Origin of the sequence: Amycolatopsis sp. NPDC059021, assembly GCF_042739895.1 — a bacterium.
Taxonomy (GTDB): Bacteria; Actinomycetota; Actinomycetes; order Mycobacteriales; family Pseudonocardiaceae; genus Amycolatopsis.
This window is the reverse complement of the sequence record NZ_JBHYIQ010000036.1, coordinates 47,088-66,438: the sequence shown is the minus strand read 5'-3', so window position 1 is coordinate 66,438 and position 19,351 is coordinate 47,088. Positions and strand designations below refer to the sequence as shown.

Sequence of the window (19,351 nt, the reverse complement as noted above, 5' to 3'; positions counted from 1 at the left end):
ATGAATGCGGGGGGCGCCCCGCAGGCTCGTGACGGCCCCCGTGCGCCCGTCCATCAGTCCTATGAGGGCTGTCGACGTGTCCTTTGTGGAGTGCGATGCCGTGAAGGACCCCTTCACGGCGCTGAGTGCCGTGAAGGAGGCCTTCACGGCGTTCGGGCGGGCTCGAGGCTGGGTGATCTCGCCCTGCCGATGCCGTGAACGACGCGTTCGCGACGTTCACCGTCCCCAACGGAGCGTTCAGGACACCGCGACGGACGGGCTCATCGCGGCGAAGGCCCCCTCGACACGTCACCAACACCCGCGGAGCGAGAGGACACCGCGAGGCGACCGGCGCGTTTCGACTTGCCGAGACCCTGCCCCAGGCCGAGAACGGCGTCAGACGCGGTCCTTCGGGGCCGGGCGGCGCAGGCGGCGCGTGACGCTGCCCAACGGCGTCCAGATCGCGGGCAGGACGAGCAGCGCGGCCACCACGAGCCACCACACCGGGGCTTCGCCGCGCCGCCAGCCCGCGACCACCCCGCCCAGCCAGCCGAACAGCGGATCGGCGATCGGCGGCAGGAACGCGGCGAACAACAGCGCCGCCACGATCAGCACCCCGAGCACGGTGAGCAGCATCCGCCACGTCCGCCCCAGCGTGATCAGGCTGACCACCAGGAACACCAGCGCGCCCGCCGCGACCGGCATGCCCACCCACTGCAGGACCTGACCGCCGTTCCCGCCGAGCACGAACCCGGCCAGCACGGTGACCGCGGCCGCCACGAGGTTCCACGGCCGCCCCAGCCGCACCGCGCCACGCGTGATCCACCACGCGCTGCGCCCGGTCGTCTGCGCGAAACCGACCGCGGGCTGGACCGACTTCGGCACCCGCGCCGCCCCCGCCGCGGCGTTCATCCCGGCCGCGCCCGCCTTGATCAACGTCGATGTCAGCAGCATCGTCCCGCGTTCGTCCTCGACCTTCTCCGCCGAGACCCGGCACGCCTGGAAAACCCGCTGCGTCGCGGCGTCGTCGGCCGGGGGCTCAGCCCCGGCCTTGCGGAACGCCGCCGACGCCTTCCCGTTGCCCTTGGCCGTCTCCAGATCCTCCTCGGCGTGCTTGCACACCACGGGAAGCTCCTCGCGCGCGATCTCGAGCTGCCGTGCCCGCGCGAGCACCATCGCCGTGACCGGCATGCTCAGCGGCACGTCCTCCGCCACCTCGGCGTCCCCGAGCTGCGCGTCGAGCCCGAGGAAACCCAGCTCCTCGGCGAGCTGCCCGGCGAGCGATTCCGCTTCTCCCGGCCCGAGATTGTCCGCGGGTCCGGGAAGGCGCCAGCCGACGGACTTGAACGTCTCCCGCACTCGCTCCCGGAACGCCTCGGCCCCGGCGAGATCCCGCAGCAGCCGCAGGCGTTTCGGGTCGAGCAGGCACTGCATCAGCCAGCCGGCGCCGTCGACGCGGCCCCACATCCAGTCGCTGGCCCGCCACGAGGCCTTGTAGAACGCGCCGAAATCGCCCGCCTGCATCCCGGTCAGCTTGGTGTGCGCCCGCGTGCGGCTCATGTCCAGCAGGGTCCGGGTGTCCGCGCTGACCTGGACCAGATCGACCCGCTGGTCCACCGACGGCGGCTGCGCCAGCAGCCCGCGCGTCGCCACGTGCAAGGCCAGCAACCTGGCCAGCACGACGTCGTCGCCCGCGCTCTTGTCGTCCGCGGTGAGCCCGAACCAGTCAAGCAGCGTACGGACGGTGTCGGCCGCTCCTTCGGTCTGTTCGCCCACCAGCGTGCGCAGCACCGGAGCCGCCTGACGCAGCGCGCCCGCCACGGCAGGCCACGCCTCGCGCAGCGTGTCCGCCCGGCCCTTCCCCGCCCATTCCGCGGCCAGCGCGGCGATCCAGCCGTCCAGCGACATCCCGGGCTGCGGCGGTTCGTGCTCCACCACCCACGGCGTCAGCTTCACGCCGCGTGCCGCCGCCCGCCGCGCCTGGTGCAGCAGCGCACGGCATTCGTTGAGCTGCGCGGCCTGCTCCGGCGACGGTCCGAGCCGGAACCCGGCGTTGATCACCTGGATGCCGGTGCCGACGGCGTCGTCGAGCGCCGTGGTGCGGAACCCGATCAGCTCGTCGAGCGTGACGCGCCCGCCCGGCGGCTGGTCCGGTACACCGTCCCGCAGGCCGTCGGCGGCGACGGTCCGCAGCTGCGCGGACATCCCGGACGCCCACTGCGCCTTCAGACCGTCCACTTCGGACACCGCGTAGACCCGGCTCGCCGCGCGCACCAGTTCGCTCGCGTCCTCGGCCACCCGGCGCTCGCGGTAGGCGGCCATCAGCCTCGCGTCGACGAACGTGTCCGGATCGCCGCGCAGCCCCATCGCCGAAAGGGAGACGCGGGTGTCGCGGGTCCGCACGACGGCATCGTTGTGCCGGGTCAGATCCTCCAGATCGGTGCTGATGGTCTGGTTCAGCACGGTCGAAACCACCTTGCTGAGCGCGGTGCCGAGCAACGGCGGATTCGCCGCGTCCACCTCGACCACATCGGCCTCTCGCTCACCGGTCGGCACCACGTACAACAGCAGCCGCCGGACGTCGGCGTGCGACGGCCGTTCGAAGATCTCCCGCAGCGCGGGCCGCAGGGGCTTGTTGAGCAGCACTCCGCCGTCGGTGAGCCAGTGCGAGCGGGTGAGTTCGGTGTAGCGCGTCATGTCCGGGTGCAACCGATCGGTGCCGTCCTTGCCGATCGGCATCCTCGACAGCTCGAACGCGCCGGGGAACGACGCGCTCGACCGCGCGGCGAGCGCGAGCGGGCCGAGGACGTCGGGCGTCCACAAAGGACCGTCGAAGCGGAAGAGCATCCGGTGATCGGTGTCCCGCACCAGGTTTCCCAGCGCGTCGTCGAAGCGCGCCGTCTCGCCGTCGATCATGGTGCCGGTGAGCAGCACGGTGATGTCCGGCTCCTCGGCGGGCGGGGTGCCGCCGTGAGTGATGCTGTGCAGCGCGCGTTCCAGGTCACCGAGCAGGACCCGGTCGCCGTCGAGCAGCGAGCGCGGCAGCTTCTCGTTCGGATCGCGGATGAGGTTGTCCAGCGAGCCGGTGCTGATCCAGGTGTCCCGCAGCACCTCCGGGGTGGAGCCGAACGCCTCGGCCAGCCCCAGGCAGGCCGCGTTGATACCCCCGGCGCTCGTTCCGGTGAGGACGTCGATCGAAACCGTGACGTGCAGGAGATCGATCAACCTCCGGTACACGCTTTCCGTTTTCTCGTCCCGCGAGGCGTGCAGTACCTGCGACGTCTCGGAGGCGATGCCGCCCATCCAGACGGCGAGACTCGCGCCGCCCACCATTGTCATCGCGAGCCGGATTTCCTGGCGCCACGGTTCCGGGGTTTCCTTGCCCGTTGGGGAATCCGTTGGGGAATCCTTAAGGGAAACCGTTGTCGTGCCGTCCGTACGCTCCTCGCCGCGGTCTTCCCGCGCTCCCTCAGCCATACTCCAGAGGATAGGGCCGGGCGGCGGAAATCGTTCCCGGTTGTAACCGGGCGGAGCAATCAGTCCGCGAAATGCTCCAGCAACAGCACCTGCGCTTCACCGACCGCGAACCCGAGCACGGCGCCGGTCGCGATGAGGATCCATTCGTCCTGTTCGAACGCCGGGCGCAGCAGCCGCTCGAATTCCCGGGGGGACAGTTCCTTCATCTTCGAGACCAGGACGTTACGGATGTCCATCGCGTCGGTGGCGTAGTCCTCGATGTAGGCCATGGTCTCGGGCAGCCGCGCCATGATCTGCTCGGAGATCGACAGCTTCAGGTCCTGGTAGCGCTTCCCGCCGACGGCGAACAGCAGCAGCGGTTTCGCCAGTCCGCTGCGCCTGCCGAGTTCGACGTCGAGCTGCCGCTGGATGAGCGCGAGGACGCGATCGGACAGTGGTCCGCGCAGGATCGCCTCGATCACGTTGTGCGGGGTGATGATCTCCTTGGCGATCAGCTCCCCGTACGCCTCGGCGACCTCGGCGCGCCGTTTGAGGAACAACCCCTGCCACTGGATTCCGAAATATTTCTTCGGTTCGATCGGGTAGAAAATCATACGCAACGCGAGCCAGTCGGTGAACCAGCCGGTGAACAGGCCGAACAGCGGCATGATCAGCGGGAATTTGAACAGGATCCAGGCGGCCATCTGGATGACGCCGATGAATCCGCCGAAAACGAGCCCGGAACGCTGGATGAACTTGAACTCGTCCCGGCCTGCTTCCTGGAAGATCCGGTTCAGCAGCCGTTTGTCCTTGACGAGGCTGGTGACGACCATGCCCTTGAGGTCGAACACACTGTCCACATCGGACTTGATGAGGTCGAGCACGGCGGCGACCATGCGCGGCGACTCGGCCTGGACCCGCTGGATGACCAGCCGCTGCACACCGATCGGCAGCGATTCCCACAGCCCCGGCTGATAGTGCCCGGCCACCTCGCGGACGATGTCCTCGACCCCGGCCAGCAGCGGTTTTTCGATCTCCTTCGCGATCCGCTCGGCGTCCAGTCTGGACACGACCTCGGACGGCTTGATGAGCTGCTCGGTCATCGTGTCGCAGGCGATGCTCGCCATCCGCGCCGCGCGTTTCGGCACGATGCCCTGCCAGCCGAGGAACGGCTTGATCCCGATGAACTCGACCGGCTGGAACATCATCCGGATCGCGACGATCTTGGTGAAGTACCCGATCAGGGCGGCGACGATCGGAATGGAGACGTACAGCGCCCAGTGCCGCCCGAAGTCGTCGAGGATGCCATTGACGAACGCACCCATGGCCGGGCTCAGCCGAGGCTCGGGTCGCAGGCCTGCCAGAACCTCGCGCCGAGACGCGAGATATGCACGGTGCGCCGGATGAACTTCGCGCGTTTGACCAGTTGCTCGGCCTCCCGCACGGTCTCGTCGGTCAGCAGGATCTCGTACTGGGTCTCCAGCGAGGGCACCTCCTCGTCGAGGTCGACGAGGCCGAGCCCGATCAGCCGGGTCAGGTAGCCGGGCACCTGGTCGGTCAGGGACACCCCGGCCGTCTTGCCGACCGTCGACGCGTTGCGCAGCACCACCCGGCCGCTCCCGCCGAGACCGTTGCGCTCGACGACGTCGACCGCGGGGAACGGCGAGCCGTCGGAGAGCGCGGAGAGGATGCGGGCCTCGTCCGGGGTCAGCTGACGCAGGATGATCGCGTAGAGGTACTCACGGGCCCGCTCACGCCCGAAGCCGATGGAGTGATTCAGCAGCTCCGCCATCGCCGCGCGCAGCGGTTCGACGTGGTTGTCGCGTGCCGGCACCAGTGTCACGGTGGCCTCGACCGGCTCGCCGTCCAGCCGCGCGCGGTTCATCGCGGACGCGGCGGTCAGCGCGGCGTGGTACGGGTCGTCGACCTCGTCGAGGCGGCGGCGCAGCTCGGTCAGCAGCTGGCGTTCGACCGTGCGGATACCGCGCTCGGCCGTGTCCACGCCCGGCAGTTTCCTGGTGAGATCGAACCCGGTGCGCGCGGCCCAGCCCGCCAGCTGACCCGCCCGCCTGGCGAAGTTCGCGACGTCCTCCACCGTGCCGTTTTTCGTGCCACTGCCGTTGGCTCGCTCTGTGCTCACGGGCCCCACTCCCTCGCTGTTCGCGCTGATGCTACCTGCGGGTAGGCCGAATGGCGGCGTGATGGCGCCGCATCGTGATCCGGCGGACGGTGTTGGATGGCTCCCATGCGCGCGCCGTACTGGGGACCGCCGATCGCCGTCCTGCCCCTGCTCGCCCGCGAGGAACAAGCGCTCGTGGACGTGCTGACCGGGCTCGACGCCGAGCAGTGGGCGGCACCGACGGCGTGTCGTGACTGGACGGTCCACGACCTGGCCGCGCACATCCTCGGAGTCAAGCTCGGACGGCTTTCCCGTGATCGCGACGGCTACCGCGCGCTCGAACCGCGTGACTCACCCGAGGCGTGGGTGACGGCGTGCCGGCGGCTTTCGCCGGAGGTCCTGTTCGCGCTGATCGTGGACAGTACGGCGCAGATCGCCGACCACTGGGGCAGGCTCGACCTCGACGAGCCCGGCGAATCGCTGAGCTGGGCGGGTCCGGAACCGGCACCGAGGTGGCTCGACGCCGCCGCGGAGTACAGCGCGTTCTGGACCCATCAGCAGCAGATCCGCGAGGCGGCGGGCGTTCCGCTGCTCGACGCGCCGGAGTTCCGCGGCCCGGTGGTGGACACGTTCCTGCGCGCGCTGCCGTTCGCGCTGCGCGACGTCGAGGCGCGGACCGGCAGGCAGGTCGCCTACACGGTGACCGGCGCGAGCGGGGGCCGCTGGACCGCCCGGCGGGAAGCCGACGGCTGGACACTCGACCGCGCGGCGCCGACGTCCCGCTCCCCACTGGCCTCGGTCACCACCGACGCCGACACCTTCTGGCGGCTGTCCACGGGCATGCTCCGGCCAGCTGACGCCGAGGTCACCGCCAAGGGTGACGAAAACGTTTGCGCCGCGATGCTCGGACTCCGATTCCCCGAGGTCGGCTCGCGTCCCTGAACAGTCGGCCGGCGTACCCGGACAGTCGGTTGACCAACCGACCCTCCCGGTACGCGAACCGACCCTCTGGGTACGCGAGTTCGCCGGTTCTAACGCCGTCGGCGGGCCTGTTTCCGCAGCTGGAGGATCCGCGCGCCGCCGATCAGCGCGACCAGCGCGGCGCCGGCGAGCACGGAAAACAGCATCGCCACCGCGAGCGGCATGCTGCCCGAGGCGCCGAAGAAGTGCACGGTCGCCGAGTCGAGGTTCTGCAGGATGAAGATCAGCAGCAGCGCGAGCACGATCAACGCGACGATCACCGCCACCCAGGTACCACTGATCCGGGTGGGTTTGAGCTTCCCCGACTTCCCCGGCCGCTTCCCGGGGCGCGTGGTCCCGGCGGGCCGTGCCGGGGTCTCGGCGGCGGGTTCGAGGGCGGCGGGCGGCTCCACATCCCGGAGCCGCCCGCCGGGGGTCTCGGACGGGCTGGTGCGGGCGGGGTCGTCACCTCCGCCACGGGCGTGAGTCATATCCCTCAGTGTCCGCCGACCTGCGGGAGTTCGCCGACTGGTATGCCCCTAACGGGTGTATTTATCGACATCCCGGAGGACTCGGAGGGTGTTGCGTCCGGCGAGCTTCGCGCAGTCCTCCTCACTCCAGCCGCGCTCGAGCAACGCGGCGAACAGCACCGGGTACTTGGACACGTCTTCCAGGCCCTGTGGCAGTTCCGCGACACCGTCGTAGTCGCCACCGAGGCCGATGTGGTCGATCCCGGCCACCTCGCGGGCGTGCTCGACGTGCGCGACGACGTCTTCGACGGTCGCCTTCGGCTTCGGCGGCCCGTCCCAGCTCGCGGCGAACTTCCCCCGCTGGGCGAGGTCACGATGGTCCTGGCCCGCCTCGGCCATCGCGGCCTTGAGCTGGTGGTCCCATTCCGTCACGGCGGGCGAGATGAACCCGGGCACGAACGTCACCATCGCGACGCCGCCGTTGCCGGGGAGCCGCTCGAGGACGTCGTCCGGAATGTTGCGCGGGTGGTCGTTGACCGCGATGCACGAGGAGTGGCTGAAGATCACCGGCGCGGCGCTGACGTCGAGGGCGGCCCGCATCGTGCTGGGCGCGACGTGCGAGAGGTCCACGAGCATGCCGATGCGGTTCATCTCGCGGACGACGTCGCGGCCGAACTCGGACAGGCCGTCGTGCACCGGCTCGTCCGTGCCGGAGTCGGCCCACGACGTGTTGTAGTTGTGCGTCAGCGTCATGTAGCGGACGCCGAGACGGCGCAGGATCCGAAGCACGCCAAGGGATTCCGCGATGCTGTGCCCGCCCTCGGCGCCGAGCAGCGAGGCGATCTTGCCGTCGGCGAACGCGGCCTCCGCCTCGTCCGCGGTGGTGACCAGCGCGAGGTGTTCGGGATAGCGCTCGGCGAGCTGGTGGACGACCTCGATCTGCTCCAGCACGGCGGTGACGGCGCTGTGGCCTTCGAACGAGCACGGCACGTAGACCGACCAGAACTGCAGGCCGAGCTTGCCCTCGCGGAGCTTCACCAGGTCCGTGTGCAGCGCGGGCTGCCGGATGGTGAGGTCGAGACCGTGGGCGGCGTCGGCCGGATCGGGCCCGGCCAGATCACGCAGCTCCCACGGGAGGTCGTTGTGGCCGTCGGCCAGGATGGTGGATTCCAGCAGCGCCGACGCGCGCTCGAGGTCCCGAGAAGTCATTCCCCGATCGTATGGGGCACGCCGCGCGGCGAACGCGCGAGCAAAGCGGGAACAAAGTCTCTTGCCCGCGAGAGAACTGGGTTAAGGTGAACCCGTGACACCCGATCCGCACACCGACGACGACGAGATCGTCAGCTGGTGGGGCCTGGTGATCGAGGGGTATCTCGCCACACAGGACGTCCTGATGGGCGAGATCTCCGAGCGCTTCGGCCTCGCGCCCGCGTCCTTCGACATCCTGCTGCGGCTGCTGCGCTCGCCGGAGCACCGGATGCCGATGACCCGGCTCGCCACCGAGGCCGCACTGTCCAGCGGCGGTTTCACGAAGGTCGCCGACCGGATGGCCGCCGCGGACCTCATCCGCCGCGTGCCCAGCCCCGACGACCGTCGCGTCACCTTCGCCGCGCTCACCGACAACGGCCTCGACATCGCGCGGCGCGCGCGGACGGCGGCCGCCGGGATCCTCCGCCGCATCGTGCTGGAACCCCTCGGCGACGACGCCGCCACGCTGGCCTCGGCCATGCGCACCCTGCGCTCGGTCAACGGCGCGGGCTGAAGGGGACTTTTCTCGCATGCCACGCGAGGAAAGTCCCCTTCAGCTACTCGCGACCGCGCTCGTCGGGACCCGGTTCAGCCTCGACGCGGCCCAGGTGACGAAGGCCCACAGCGCCAGCGAGGCCGCGGTGTCGGTGAAGATCGTCGCGAACCAGAACGCCGGGATCTGCGGCACGCCGACCAGGAAGTGCCCCGCGCTGGCCAGCCCCGACAGCGAATAGACCATCAGGAACCCCAGCGCGCGCCAGTAACGTCCGCGCAGGTAATCGCGGTAGCCGAGCACACCGAACACGGTGAACACCACGTAGGCGAGGACGACCAGGATCTGCGTCACGAAGACGCTGATCCCCGGGACCTGCGGATAGTCCGCCGCCCTGATCACGTTGTGCGCGTAGTGGAGTGTCGTGCTCAGCACCGTGAATCCCAGGATGACCCGCAGCGGGGTCAAACCCTTCTCCCGCAGTTCGTCCATGGCCACCCCCTTGCGACTTGATAGATCGCTCTAGCGAGAGAAGGGTAAGCCCTCTCCGACCCGGTTGTCGAGCGGGACGGCTCAGACCAGGTCGATCCGGTGCTGGACGATCGGGTAGCCGGCCTTCGCGAAGTTCGCGGCCATCGGCACATTGGTGACATCGGTGGCCGCGACGACGCGATCGGCGCCGTGCCCGACGAGTTCGTGCGTGACCTCGACCAGCAGGTCGTAGGCATAGCCGTGGCCGCGCTGCTCCGGGACGACGGCGATGTAGCCGACCACCGGATTGCTGGGGTTACGACACGGAATGGCCAGCCCGACGAGTTCGCCGTCCGGCGTGCAGGCGACGCGCCACCAGTCACGCGGGCTCGGCATCCAGCGCAGGAGGTCGAGGTCCTCCCGCGCCGCACCGTCCACACCGGACTCTTCGATCGCGCGCCTGGCATGCGCGTCGAGGGTGTTTTCGTTCACCCGCCGGAAGATTCCGAGGATCACCTCGTCGTCCGGCTCCGGCCGGAACTCCAGGCGCCCCGGCCGCGGCGGCAGGCCGCATTCCGGCGTCCAGCAATAGCGATAACGCTCGACCAGCACCGACATCCCCGCCGCCTCGGCCGCCTCGACCCGCGTGTTCACCGCCGCCGCGACGTCCGGATCTTCCCGCCAGCCCGGCGGTGCGTGCAGGGAGTACTCGGCGCGCAGCGGCGAATCCCGCAGCAAGGCGACACCGGCGTCGAAATCGGTGAAGTCGAACCAGTCCAGCGCGATCGGGACGTCGTCCTCCGGCGCGGCCCACCAGGCGGCGCGGGCGACGACGACGCCGTCGCGCAACGCCACCCAGGTCCACTCCGGACGGTAGCCGCCGGTCATTTCCAGCTGTGCCTGCCCCAGTACGGCACGGCCGACGAGGCCACGATCGGGCAGCGAGTCGAACAGGGCTTCCTCACCCGCGACGAGCGGGCGGATGACCAGATCGGTCATGGGATTCCTTCCGGGAAGTACGCGATGCGCTCCCGGTTCAGTTCCCCGGCACCCTCGGCACGAGACGGGAGCGCGTGATCGTTGCGATGATCATCGGTCCCACCTCCTTCTCCTGGTCAAGGGTGCCGGGGCACTGTATTCCGGCGCTTCCCCGGAGATCAACCGGTTTTCGCGAGCCGCACGGTGGTGGTCAGCCGCGGGTTGGCGTAGGAGTGCGCGGCCTCGACGGCGTACTCGCCGGGCACGTGCCGCCAACTATCGTCCCAGATCGACACCGACCGCGACTCGATACGCACGGCCGCTTCGACCTCTTCACCCGGCCCTGCTTCGACATTCGCGAATCCGGCCAGCCAGCGCGCGGGACGGCCACCGTCGATGTCCACGGGCGTCAAGTAGATCTGCACGACCTCCCGGCCGGTCCGCGTCCCGGTGTTGCGGAGCCGGACCCGCACGTCCGCGCCGCCGTCGCCGTCCGGTTCGACCGACAGCGCCGTGTATTCCCAGCCGGTGTAGCCGAGGCCGTGCCCGAACCAGTACGCCGGCGCGACGTCCGCCCGTTCCCAGGCGCGGTAGCCGATGAACACACCTTCCTCGTAGTGCAGTACGCCGTCCTTCGGCTCGACGTTCCACACTGGACAGTCCGCGAGCCGTTCCGGCCAGGTAGTCGGCAGCCTGCCGCCCGGCTCGTGCGCGCCGAACAGGACGTCCGCGAGCGCGGCGCCGCCGGCCTGTCCGGGGAACCAGACGAGCAGCACCGCCGCGACGTCGTTCCGCCACGGCATTTCGACCGGTGCCCCGGCGTTCACCACGACGACCGTGCGCGGGTTGACAGCGGCGACCCTGGTGACGAGTTCGTCCTGCTTTCCCGGCAGCGCCAGCGTTTTCCGGTCGAAGCCCTCGCTCTCGACGTCGGCGGTGGTACCGACGACCACCACCGCGACCTCCGCGTCGGCCGCGAGCGCGACGGCCGCCTCCAGCGCGGCTCCGGGATCGGCGATCGGGCCGGAATGCCCGAGCTCGAAGGAAATCCAGGCGATCCCGCCGGCCATCGCCGGGGGAACGCGGTAGACGAGCCGGATGTCGACGCGCTCACCCGCGGTCAGTTCCGTGGTGTACCGCTGTTCCTCGACATGGGTGACCGCGGTGACGACGTCGGCGCCTTCGCGGACGGTGGCCCCGTCGAACAACGTTTTCCCGGCCACGGTCAGGGTGAACAGGCCCGCACCGGTGATGCCGAAGATGTGCTCACCGGATGCCTCCGGTGTGAGCGTTCCGGCGATCTCGACCGAGCCGAGCGCGTCGATGGTCAGCTCGCCCGGCAGTTCGCCGATCCAGCGAATCCGCCCTTCCGGCAAGGGAAAAGTGGCGAGTTCGCGGCCTTCGCCGTCGCGGGCGATCGCCGTCAGCGCGAAGCCGTCCGATGCCGTCGGCAACGTCGTCCGCGGGTCGGCACCGAGCGAGTAGCGCAGGTCGACGCCGTCCGGCAGCGCCGTGCGGAGACCGTCGAGCGGCGAGACGACGTCGGCGGGAAAGACCGTGGCACTGCCACCACCGAGGATCTTCGGGTCGTCGGCGAGTGCGCCGAGCACCGCGATACTGCGCGGCTTGTCCAACGGGAGGACGTCGTTCTCGTTGCGCAGCAATACGAACGAGCGACGCGCGACCTCCCGAGCTAATTCCGCACCGTCTACTTCGGACACTAATGGTGCCGTTGTTCCCTTGAGCGCGCCGACCCGATGAGCGAGCAGCAAAACGCGGCGCACCATGTCGTCGATGGTCTGCTCGTCGACGTCACCTGCCCGCACCGCCTCGGCGAGACGCGCGCCGAACACGGTCTTCGGCCCCGGCATCGCGACGTCGAGACCACCCTTCGCGGCGTTCACGGTGTGCCGGGCGGCCAGCCAGTCCGACACGACGAAACCGTCGAATCCCCATTCACCGCGCAGCACGTCGTTGAGCAACCGGCCGTGCTCGGTCATCGTCGATCCGTTGACCCCGTTGTAGGCGGCCATGATCCCCCACGGCCGCGCTTTGTCCACAATGTACTCGAACGGCGCGAGGTAGAGTTCACGCAGCGTTTTTTCCGCCACGTCCACCTCGGCGGTGAACCGCTCGGTCTCGAAGTCGTTGGCCACGAAGTGTTTCACCGTCGTCCCGACGCCACCCGCCTGCACCCCCGCGACGTACCCGGCGCCGATGTGCCCGGTCAGCAGCGGATCCTCGGAGTAGCACTCGAAATGCCGCCCGCCCAACGGCGATCGATGCAGGTTGACCGTCGGTGCCAGGAGCACGTCGACGCCCTTGCGGCGGGCTTCCTGCGCCAGCACACCGCCGACGCGTTCGGCCAGCTCGGGATCCCACGTCGCCGCGAGCGCCGTCGGACTGGGCAGTGTGAGCGACGGATCGTCCGGCGTCCAGCGCACGCCGCGCACCCCGACCGGCCCGTCGGACATCACGATCGACGCCAGCCCGATCTCCGGAAGCGGGGGCAGCGTCCAGACGTCCTGCCCGGCGAGCAGCCGCGTTTTCGCGTCCAGATCGAGCTTCCCGAGCATCGCGTCGACGTCGAACGTCATGGATTTCCTTTCCTAGCGGACGGTTTTGATCCTGGTCACGAGCACCGCGCCGAGCAGCACGGCCACGGCCGCGACGAGGTAGAGCGCGGTGTAGTTCCTTCCGCCGCCGACCGCGAGCAGGAACGGCACCAGCGCCGGGCCGAACGACTGCGGCAGCGCGTTGGCCATGTTGATCACCCCGAGGTCCTTGCCGCTTTCGTCCTTTCCCGGCAGCACCTGCGACACCAGCGCGAGATCGACCGCGTAGAACATGCCGGTCCCGAGCCCACCGACCACCTGTGCCACGAATACCACCGGCAGGCTGTGCGCGCTCGCCATGATCACCCCGGAGAGTGTCATCACCAGTGCGGCGCCGATGACGAACGGTTTGCGCCTGCCGGTGCGGTCGGACAGCCTGCCACCCAGGATCGCGGTCACCGCGCCGACGCCGGCCGCGGTCATGGCGAGCAGGCCGACGGTGGCCGCCACATGTTCTTCCGGAACGCCGATCCGGTCGCTCGCGAAGAAGGCGAGATAGGACACCGGAGCGAACGCGCCGAGCACCACGAGGAACCGGGTCAGCCATGCCCAGCCGAAATCGGGATGGCGCACGGGGTTCACCCAGAAACTGCCGAGGAATTCGCGCACGGAGAACCTCGGGAGCCCTGGCGCGGCAGGGCGATCCGGCAACGTCACCGCGAAAAGGCCGACCAGCACCAAGCCGATCAGAGTGGGCACGAGCAGTTGCGTGATCGCGTGGGAGAACGCGGCGGCGACACCGGCGCCGAGCAGCACCGCGGCGAGTTGACTGAAGCCCATCGCACCGGAGACACGGCCGCGTTCCGCGGACGGCACGAGGTCCGGGATCGTCGCGGTGAGGGCCGCGAGTGCGGCGTTGAACGAGACCTGCGCGAGGCACCACCCGAGGAGGATCGCCGGCACCGACGGCACGAGCGCGACGATCACCAGCCCGGCCGCGCCGCCGATGACGCCGCCCGCGAGCCACGGTCTCCGACGCCCCGCCCGCAGCCTGGTTCGGTCGGAAAGCCTGCCACACAACGGATTCGCGACGAGCGCGAGCAACGCGCCGACCGCGGCGACCAGGCCGAGCGACGCTTCCTTGCGCTCCGGAGCGACCTCGCCGATACGGATGGCGAGAGTGATCAGCGCCGGCGTGAGGAGCGCGGTGAACAGCCCGAGGTTGGCGAGGCCGAGCTTGACGGCGAAGGCGCGCGGCTGCCGGATCCATCCGGCCGCCGGAGTCGATTCGGGCATGGACGCCTCCTCGTCGTCGAGGCCTGGTTCCACCAGCCTTACCGGGAGCCCTGGTGATCGGTAGGTGTCGTTACTTATTTGTGATTGTCAGTACCGTCCCGTAGGCTTCGAATCATGAGCCGCGCCAGGGGCACCGATCGCCGCGAGAGCATCATCCGAGCCGCGTTCGAGGTCATCGCCGAACGCGGCTATCGCGGCACGTCGCTGGCGGCCGTCGCCGAACGGGTCGGGCTCACCCAGCAGGGCCTGATGCACTACTTCCCCACGAAGGAGGATCTGCTCACCGCGGTGCTCGAGACCAGGGACGAATGGGACCTGCTCAACTTCGGCCAGTCCGCCACCCCGCCCGCGATGACCGCCACCCAGCTCGCCGACCTCGTCGACTACAACGCGACCCGTCCGGGGATCGTGCAGACCTACACCGTGCTGTCCGCGGACAGCGTCACCGAAGGGCACCCGGCGCGGCAGTACTTCCACGACCGGTACCGGCGGGTACGCGCCGGGATGACCCGGCTGCTGGAACGCAACCGCGAACTCCTGCCGCCGGGATGCACCCCGGAACAGCTCGCGCCGATCGCGATCGCGGTACTGGACGGGCTACAGCTGCAGTGGCTGCTCGACCCGGACGAGGTCGACATGCCGCAGAGTTTCCGCGACTTCCTGACCCTGCTGGGCACGAAGCCCTGACACAGTGCACTGTCAGGCTTCCCGGAGTACGTCGCGCAGCTGACGCAACGTTCGTAATGTCGTCTCCAGGTCGTCCCGCGGAACCCGCGCGGCGACCCCGTCAGCCCAGGAAACCTGCGCCTTCCCGAGCTGCCGCAGCGCCGCCCACGCCCGGTCGGTGAGCCGCAACAGCGGCGCCCTGGCATCGCCGGGATTCTCCGAGCGTTCGAGCATTCCGTTGCGCAGCAAGCGATTCACCGTCTCCTGGACGCTCTGCCGACGCAGTCCCCTTCGCCGCGCGAGTTCGGCGGCGGTCGACGGGCCGTGTTCGAGGAAGCCGAGCACCTGCCACTGCGCGGCCGTCAGCCCGACCGGCGCGGTCAGCGCGTCACCCGCGGCGAGCAGTTCGCCGTTCACCAGGAAAACCTCGTTGATCACTTCGGTGAACGTCTGCGCGCGTGCGGTGCGTCGGGGCATGGTGCTAGTCTCCCATATTGACAGGTACCTGTCGAAAGGAGACGGTATGCCCAGCATCGGCACCGCGCACCACGCGCTCACGACACTCGTCGGGAAATGGTCCGGCACCGAGGAAATCGCCGCTTCGCCATGGGCGCCCGCGACGAGTGCGACCGCGCGGTGCGAGTACCGGTCCGCACTCGGCGGGTTCGCCGTCATCCAGGACTACCGGCAGGTTCGCGCCGATGGCGGGCCGGAGTTCTTGGCGCACAACGTGTTCACCGCGGACCCGGAAACCGGCGAAACCCTGTGGTACGGCTTCGACAGCTACGGCTTCCCGCCCGAGGCCCCGGCCCGCGGCGGCTGGGACGGCGGAACCCTGGTGCTGGAAAAGAAAACCCCGCGCGGCACCGCCGTGCACCGGCTGACCCCGGACGGCGGCGTCCTCCGGCACGACATCGACGTCCGAATGGGTGAAGCGGAAACTTTCAGCCCCTTCTTGCGTGCCCGATACACGCGCGACGCCGAAATTGTCGGACCCCCGGAGTAGAGATGAAGGCGTGCGCAGAACCGCCGAAACCCCGAGCGGCTCCGCCCCGCTGATCGGGGTGGAGCACGTCAAGATGCCCGAGTGGGCCCGCGTCGACGAACGCGTGGCCGCCGCCGGGTTCGGCCAGGCCGTGCGCGCGCTGCCCACCGCGATCGCGGTCGTGTTGCGCCTGGCCTGGCGTACCGCCCCGCGGCTGACGGTACTGGCCGCGGTCGTGCACGTGGTGTCCGGCTGCGTGACCGCGTTCGGCCTGCTCGCCACGGCCAACGTGTTCACCGCGTTGCTGACGCAGGGCCCGACCCCGGAGCGCGTCCTGCATTCCCTGCCCGCGCTGGCGGTGGTCACCGCCTCCTACGCGGCACGAGCCCTGCTGGACGCGGCCGTCGCCGCCGTCGAGGGGGCGTTACGCCCGCGTATCACCACCGCCGCGGACCACGCGGTGACGGCGTCCGTGGTCCGCGTCGGGCTGCTCGCCTTCGAGGACGCCGATTTCCGGGAGCTGGCCAAACAGGGCGCCCGGCACGGGGTCCGCGCGATCGAGACGAGCCTGCGCAGGCTCGCGGATCTGACGTCCTCGCTCATTTCCCTGCTCGCCGCGATGATCACCGCGGCGCTGCTGAACCCGTGGCTCGCCCCGGTGCTGCTGCTGGCCGCGGCCGCCGACGGCTGGGCGTCGGCACGCGTGGCCAAGCTGAACTACCGGCATTTCCTCGACACCGTGGGCAGGCACATCCGCAAGTCGATCGTCGAGGAGGTGGCGACCTGGCGCACCATGGCGCTGGAGCGGCACGCGCTCACCCTGCAGGAGCCGCTTTTGGCGGAGTACCAACGGATTTCGGTGAGTCTGATGCGGGAGGAGGTGGCACTGGCGCATCGCAGCAATCTGATCCGCACCACCGGACGGGCCGCCGCGGGAATCGGCACCGCGGTCGCCTACCTCGTCCTCGGCTGGCTGCTCTACGCAGGCGGGATGCAGCTCGCGCTGGCGGGCACCGCGGTGCTGGCGATGCGCACCGCGTCGAACGCGTTGTCCAACACCATCCGCGCGGTCAACTCACTGTACGAGGACTCGTTCTACATCGCCTTCTACCACGAGTTGATGGCCGAATCCGCCAAGCGCAGACCGGCACCGTCCACGCTGCGCGCCCCCGCCGATCCGGCCGAGATCCGGCTGGCCGGTGTCTCGTTCACCTACCCCGGCCAGGAAGACCCCGCCCTACGGGACATCTCGCTGACCCTGCGGCGCGGCGAGGTGGTCGCCCTGGTCGGCGAGAACGGGTCCGGCAAGACGACGCTGGGCAAACTGCTCACCGGTCTGTATCCCCCGTCGGAGGGCACGGTGCACTGGGACGACGTCGATCTCGCGCGGGCGGATCCGGCGTCGGTGCACGAGAACATCGCGGTCATCGCGCAGGAGCCCGCGGAATGGCCGATGACCGCGGAGAACAACGTCACGGTCGGCAGGCTCGGCAGGGTCGATCCGGGCCGGGTGGCGTGGCAGGAGGCCATCACCTCCTCCGGCGCCGACGAGGTGATCGCCTCCTTGCCGCATCAGGAGAAAACCGTGCTGTCGAAGAAGTTCGACGACGGCCGGGATCTCTCCGGCGGGCAGTGGCAGCGGATGGGCATCGCCCGCGGCATCTACCGGGACGCGTCCGTGCTCGTCGCCGACGAACCCACGGCCGCGCTGGACGCCCGTGCCGAAGCACGGGTCTTCGCCGGGCTCCAGCGCGCCAGTGCCGCCGGGGGCGGCAAACGCACCACCGTCCTGGTCACGCACCGGCTGGCGAACATCCGCTCCGCCGACCGGATCCTGGTTCTGGAAAAGGGCAGGCTCGTCGAGCAGGGCACCCACGATCAACTCGTCGCGGCGGGAGGTCTCTACCACGAACTCTACGAAATCCAGGCCCGCGCGTACCGGGGTGAAGCAGCGTGACACCGGTCAGCAGGCCCTCACCCCGGCCGCCGCCGTCAGCGAGCCGTCGGGCCGAGGTCCGGTCCGGGGCGGGGGTGCCGGTCGAAACGGTGCAGCAGAGCGGCGAATCCCACCGTGATGGCCACTGGCGCGCTGTAGGTGATGATGGACAGAATCGGGTTGCCGAAGATCAGGTAGGCATCGGAGTCCAGGATCACCCGGCTGGTGACCGGTACCGCGATGAGCGGCGTGAGGACTATCGCCGCCGCGCGACGGCCGCTTCGCGTCCCCGGACGGCAGGCGGCCAGGACACCGATCACCAGCACCACCATCCGCACCAGCTCGGCGAGGGGGAGGTGGGTGCCCAGCCGGGTCGCCGTGAGCAGAAACAGGACGGCAGCCGTGCCGGCGAGAATGATCATTCGTGACAGGCCCAGCAGGTCCCGGCCACGGCGAGGCCCGGGTGACACGGTCACCGCGACCGCGGCGAACACACTGAGCAGCACCCAGCCCGCTGCCAGCTCCGCCGGCCAGTGCAGGCCAAGGTCGACAACGACGACCATGATCAAGGCGGCGGTGGCCAACCAGGCGAGAACCACCGAGGCCCGGCGCATGCCGAACAAGCCGAGCACAAGTGCTGCCGGCCAGGCCGAGAAGACCAGTACGTCGGCGAGCGCTCCGAGCCAAAGCCGCTGCACCCACACGTCCGCTCGGGCCAAACCCACGATCTCGCGCAGTGACCAGGAAGCCCCGAGCATCAGCAGCACCGGCGCCACCAGGCTCACCATCGCCAGGGTGTCTCGCCGGTCCCGCCCCCGGTGTCCACTCAGGGCGTGCTGCCAGCGCACTTGGACGGCGCCCCACACCAGGTCCACGGTCTCCGCCCTCCCCGGACGGCTCCGGCCGGCGGCGCCGTCGAGCAGCACGCCCAGCATTTCCTCACCATGGGCGGCTCGGTGCGCACGCGGATACAGGGCCAGCAAACGTCGGTAGCGCCGCTCCAGCGCGGTACGTCCCCCATCGCGCTCGTTCACGCCAGCCCTCCCGCGCCACGCAGCCGAAGCCGCTGTTCGGCGGCGCTGGTGTGTTTCTGCCTCCGCCGCACCTCGGCCGCCAGCCGGGCGGCCCCCGTTTCGGTCAGGCGGTAGTAGCGGCGCAGCCTGCTCTCCACCACTTCCTCACGATCGACCTCGACCCAGCCCTCCGCGGAGAGCCGATCCAGCGCGGCGTACAAGGTTCCGGCCCGCAGTGTGACCTGTCCGTCTGAGATCGCCGCGACATCACGCAACACGCCATAACCATGTTGCGCCTGGGCGGCAAGCGCGGTGAGCACCAGGAAGGTCGGCTCCCGCAAAGCACCGTCAGTCATGTCAGGAGCATATACCGATAGACTGAATATGGCGACCAGGGAGGCCCCTGCCGCCACGGCAGTGTTCAAACACAGCGTCAGCCGACGAGCGTCACCGAGATGAGCCTGGATCCATCGGTCGGGCATGCGCGCGCAGGGCCTCTTTGCACGCAACGAGACACAAAAAGGCCATCAGCGTTGGAGATCGCGACCACGGTTCAGGTTCTCTGCATCAGCAACCATAGCGGTCCCTTTCACCCCACGAGTCGCATTCTCGGCAGCGTCCACAATGCCGTGAAGGAACAAAACAGGGGGAGTGCGCGCGGAAAATAGAAAAAAAACACGCAAAAAACAAAAAAAAAAAACAGGCATAACAAAAAAAAAACTACAC

Annotated in this window: 18 protein-coding genes; 5 read left to right on the top strand and 13 right to left on the bottom strand. The window is 69.4% G+C overall.

The features are described from left to right. Nucleotides 1–375 precede the first annotated feature (375 nt). From ACFWX1_RS22025 to ACFWX1_RS22015, 3 genes are read right to left on the bottom strand one after another with little or no spacing between them, the layout of a single operon-like run. A complete protein-coding gene (locus tag ACFWX1_RS22025) occupies nt 376–3,456 on the bottom strand; it encodes a patatin-like protein (protein WP_378390051.1) in 3,081 nt (1,026 codons plus the stop codon). A gap of 59 nt (nt 3,457–3,515) precedes the next feature. Continuing rightward, nucleotides 3,516–4,760, bottom strand: coding sequence for a DUF445 domain-containing protein (locus ACFWX1_RS22020; protein WP_378390049.1), 1,245 nt, complete (start codon nt 4,758–4,760; stop codon nt 3,516–3,518). 8 nt (nt 4,761–4,768) lie between these two features. Further along, nucleotides 4,769–5,575, bottom strand: a complete 807-nt coding sequence (locus tag ACFWX1_RS22015; protein ID WP_378390047.1) for an Abi-alpha family protein — start codon at nt 5,573–5,575, stop codon at nt 4,769–4,771. A gap of 96 nt (nt 5,576–5,671) precedes the next feature. On the opposite strand from ACFWX1_RS22015, the gene ACFWX1_RS22010 reads away from it, so the two are divergent. Then, nucleotides 5,672–6,496 carry a maleylpyruvate isomerase family mycothiol-dependent enzyme gene (locus ACFWX1_RS22010; RefSeq protein WP_378390045.1) on the top strand — a complete coding sequence of 275 codons (825 nt, stop codon included), beginning with the start codon at nt 5,672–5,674 and terminating at the stop codon, nt 6,494–6,496. A gap of 89 nt (nt 6,497–6,585) precedes the next feature. Here the strand turns inward: ACFWX1_RS22010 and ACFWX1_RS22005 are convergent, their stop codons facing one another. After that, nucleotides 6,586–7,005, bottom strand: coding sequence for a lipopolysaccharide assembly LapA domain-containing protein (locus tag ACFWX1_RS22005; RefSeq protein ID WP_378390043.1), 420 nt, complete (start codon nt 7,003–7,005; stop codon nt 6,586–6,588). Nucleotides 7,006–7,053: 48 nt separating this feature from the next. Beyond that, nucleotides 7,054–8,193, bottom strand: coding sequence for a dipeptidase (locus ACFWX1_RS22000; RefSeq protein ID WP_378390041.1), 1,140 nt, complete (start codon nt 8,191–8,193; stop codon nt 7,054–7,056). Between the two features lie 94 nt (nt 8,194–8,287). On the opposite strand from ACFWX1_RS22000, the gene ACFWX1_RS21995 reads away from it, so the two are divergent. After that, complete coding sequence (locus tag ACFWX1_RS21995) at nt 8,288–8,746, top strand: MarR family winged helix-turn-helix transcriptional regulator (RefSeq protein WP_378390039.1); 459 nt, start codon at nt 8,288–8,290, stop codon at nt 8,744–8,746. 39 nt (nt 8,747–8,785) lie between these two features. On the opposite strand, the gene ACFWX1_RS21990 is transcribed toward ACFWX1_RS21995, so the two are convergent. The 4 genes from ACFWX1_RS21990 to ACFWX1_RS21975 form a co-directional block, all read right to left on the bottom strand. After that, nucleotides 8,786–9,217: a hypothetical protein gene (locus ACFWX1_RS21990; protein WP_378390037.1), complete on the bottom strand. Its 432-nt coding sequence runs from the start codon at nt 9,215–9,217 to the stop codon at nt 8,786–8,788. 81 nt (nt 9,218–9,298) lie between these two features. After that, nucleotides 9,299–10,195, bottom strand: coding sequence for a GNAT family N-acetyltransferase (locus tag ACFWX1_RS21985; RefSeq protein WP_378390035.1), 897 nt, complete (start codon nt 10,193–10,195; stop codon nt 9,299–9,301). 158 nt (nt 10,196–10,353) lie between these two features. Further along, nucleotides 10,354–12,771: a glycoside hydrolase family 3 C-terminal domain-containing protein gene (locus tag ACFWX1_RS21980; protein WP_378390033.1), complete on the bottom strand. Its 2,418-nt coding sequence runs from the start codon at nt 12,769–12,771 to the stop codon at nt 10,354–10,356. A 12-nt stretch (nt 12,772–12,783) separates the two neighbouring features. Further along, nucleotides 12,784–14,025 (bottom strand): MFS transporter, encoded by a 1,242-nt coding sequence (locus tag ACFWX1_RS21975; protein ID WP_378390031.1) that lies wholly within the window; start codon nt 14,023–14,025, stop codon nt 12,784–12,786. Nucleotides 14,026–14,139: 114 nt separating this feature from the next. On the opposite strand from ACFWX1_RS21975, the gene ACFWX1_RS21970 reads away from it, so the two are divergent. Then, entirely contained in the window at nt 14,140–14,712 is a 573-nt protein-coding gene (locus ACFWX1_RS21970) for a TetR/AcrR family transcriptional regulator (protein ID WP_378390030.1), read from the top strand. Nucleotides 14,713–14,724: 12 nt separating this feature from the next. Here ACFWX1_RS21970 and ACFWX1_RS21965 read toward each other — a convergent pair whose 3' ends face one another. Next, nucleotides 14,725–15,168 carry a MarR family winged helix-turn-helix transcriptional regulator gene (locus ACFWX1_RS21965; RefSeq protein WP_378390028.1) on the bottom strand — a complete coding sequence of 148 codons (444 nt, stop codon included), beginning with the start codon at nt 15,166–15,168 and terminating at the stop codon, nt 14,725–14,727. 46 nt (nt 15,169–15,214) lie between these two features. On the opposite strand from ACFWX1_RS21965, the gene ACFWX1_RS21960 reads away from it, so the two are divergent. Together ACFWX1_RS21960 and ACFWX1_RS21955 are read left to right on the top strand one after the other, a co-directional pair. Continuing rightward, nucleotides 15,215–15,697: a DUF1579 family protein gene (locus tag ACFWX1_RS21960; protein WP_378390027.1), complete on the top strand. Its 483-nt coding sequence runs from the start codon at nt 15,215–15,217 to the stop codon at nt 15,695–15,697. A 10-nt stretch (nt 15,698–15,707) separates the two neighbouring features. After that, nucleotides 15,708–17,633 (top strand): ABC transporter ATP-binding protein, encoded by a 1,926-nt coding sequence (locus ACFWX1_RS21955; RefSeq protein WP_378390026.1) that lies wholly within the window; start codon nt 15,708–15,710, stop codon nt 17,631–17,633. Between the two features lie 35 nt (nt 17,634–17,668). Here the strand turns inward: ACFWX1_RS21955 and ACFWX1_RS21950 are convergent, their stop codons facing one another. From ACFWX1_RS21950 to ACFWX1_RS21940, 3 genes are all read right to left on the bottom strand, one after another. Then, nucleotides 17,669–18,646, bottom strand: coding sequence for a hypothetical protein (locus ACFWX1_RS21950; RefSeq protein ID WP_378390025.1), 978 nt, complete (start codon nt 18,644–18,646; stop codon nt 17,669–17,671). Next, nucleotides 18,643–18,981 carry a PadR family transcriptional regulator gene (locus ACFWX1_RS21945; protein WP_378390023.1) on the bottom strand — a complete coding sequence of 113 codons (339 nt, stop codon included), beginning with the start codon at nt 18,979–18,981 and terminating at the stop codon, nt 18,643–18,645. The genes ACFWX1_RS21950 and ACFWX1_RS21945 overlap by 4 nt, the downstream gene beginning before the upstream one ends. Nucleotides 18,982–19,152: 171 nt before the next feature. Continuing rightward, nucleotides 19,153–19,351 (bottom strand): hypothetical protein (locus ACFWX1_RS21940; protein WP_378390021.1); only part of this gene is annotated, 199 nt, incomplete at its 5' end.

Bases quoted from the DNA above. Each gene is read 5' to 3' on its own strand.
- ACFWX1_RS22025 (WP_378390051.1), bottom strand. From the start codon at position 3,456: ATGGCTGAGGGAGCGCGGGAAGACCGCGGCGAGGAGCGTACGGACGGC.
- ACFWX1_RS22020 (WP_378390049.1), bottom strand. From the start codon at position 4,760: ATGGGTGCGTTCGTCAATGGCATCCTCGACGACTTCGGGCGGCACTGG.
- ACFWX1_RS22010 (WP_378390045.1), top strand. From the start codon at position 5,672: ATGGCTCCCATGCGCGCGCCGTACTGGGGACCGCCGATCGCCGTCCTG.
- ACFWX1_RS22005 (WP_378390043.1), bottom strand. From the start codon at position 7,005: ATGACTCACGCCCGTGGCGGAGGTGACGACCCCGCCCGCACCAGCCCG.
- ACFWX1_RS22000 (WP_378390041.1), bottom strand. From the start codon at position 8,193: ATGACTTCTCGGGACCTCGAGCGCGCGTCGGCGCTGCTGGAATCCACC.
- ACFWX1_RS21990 (WP_378390037.1), bottom strand. From the start codon at position 9,217: ATGGACGAACTGCGGGAGAAGGGTTTGACCCCGCTGCGGGTCATCCTG.
- ACFWX1_RS21985 (WP_378390035.1), bottom strand. From the start codon at position 10,195: ATGACCGATCTGGTCATCCGCCCGCTCGTCGCGGGTGAGGAAGCCCTG.
- ACFWX1_RS21980 (WP_378390033.1), bottom strand. From the start codon at position 12,771: ATGACGTTCGACGTCGACGCGATGCTCGGGAAGCTCGATCTGGACGCG.
- ACFWX1_RS21975 (WP_378390031.1), bottom strand. From the start codon at position 14,025: ATGCCCGAATCGACTCCGGCGGCCGGATGGATCCGGCAGCCGCGCGCC.
- ACFWX1_RS21970 (WP_378390030.1), top strand. From the start codon at position 14,140: ATGAGCCGCGCCAGGGGCACCGATCGCCGCGAGAGCATCATCCGAGCC.
- ACFWX1_RS21965 (WP_378390028.1), bottom strand. From the start codon at position 15,168: ATGCCCCGACGCACCGCACGCGCGCAGACGTTCACCGAAGTGATCAAC.
- ACFWX1_RS21960 (WP_378390027.1), top strand. From the start codon at position 15,215: ATGCCCAGCATCGGCACCGCGCACCACGCGCTCACGACACTCGTCGGG.
- ACFWX1_RS21945 (WP_378390023.1), bottom strand. From the start codon at position 18,981: ATGACTGACGGTGCTTTGCGGGAGCCGACCTTCCTGGTGCTCACCGCG.